The organism is Vibrio sp. HENC-03 (genome assembly GCF_000305755.2).
GTDB classification, from domain to species: Bacteria; Pseudomonadota; Gammaproteobacteria; order Enterobacterales; family Vibrionaceae; genus Vibrio; species Vibrio owensii.
In genome coordinates this window covers 1-508 of record NZ_JH976050.1, presented here as the reverse complement: position 1 = coordinate 508, position 508 = coordinate 1, and the positions used below count along the sequence as shown (strand labels likewise).

3 tRNA genes are annotated in these 508 nt (G+C 44.1%); all 3 read right to left on the bottom strand.

The features are described from left to right. Positions 1–156: 156 nt before the first annotated feature. The 3 genes from VCHENC03_RS23190 to VCHENC03_RS23200 all read right to left on the bottom strand — a co-directional run bounded on the left by VCHENC03_RS23190 (position 157) and on the right by VCHENC03_RS23200 (position 416). Positions 157–232: transfer RNA gene (locus VCHENC03_RS23190), tRNA-Val, on the bottom strand. A gap of 30 nt (positions 233–262) precedes the next feature. After that, positions 263–338 (bottom strand) — tRNA-Lys (locus VCHENC03_RS23195). Between the two features lie 2 nt (positions 339–340). Then, positions 341–416 (bottom strand) — tRNA-Glu (locus tag VCHENC03_RS23200). Positions 417–508 lie beyond the last annotated feature (92 nt).

Sequence of the window (508 nt, the reverse complement as noted above, 5' to 3'; positions counted from 1 at the left end):
AACAATCTTAAAGATTGTTTTGTCAGCTTTCCAAATTGTTAAAGAGCTAATCACTTCTTATGAAGTCATTTTCTAAAGACTTTCAGAGTCGAAGATTCTAACCACGTACGTTTTACTGAAGTGGTTTGGAATTCCTATCCAAAAATACTTAGAGAATGGTGGGCGATACCGGGCTCGAACCAGTGACCCCCTGCTTGTAAGGCAGGTGCTCTCCCAACTGAGCTAATCGCCCACATAAGTTTTGATTCTTCGTGGAGAAGAATGGTGGGTCGTGCAGGATTCGAACCTGCGACCAATTGATTAAAAGTCAACTGCTCTACCAACTGAGCTAACGACCCAATGGTATCCCGTAGGGGAGTCGAACCCCTGTTACCGCCGTGAAAGGGCGGTGTCCTAGGCCTCTAGACGAACGGGACACTGGATTGAAGATATTGGGATATCTTCGTCTCTTTTACTTATAAACCGTATCAATCTGTGTGGACACTCATCGTGTATAATCATCGTTTAA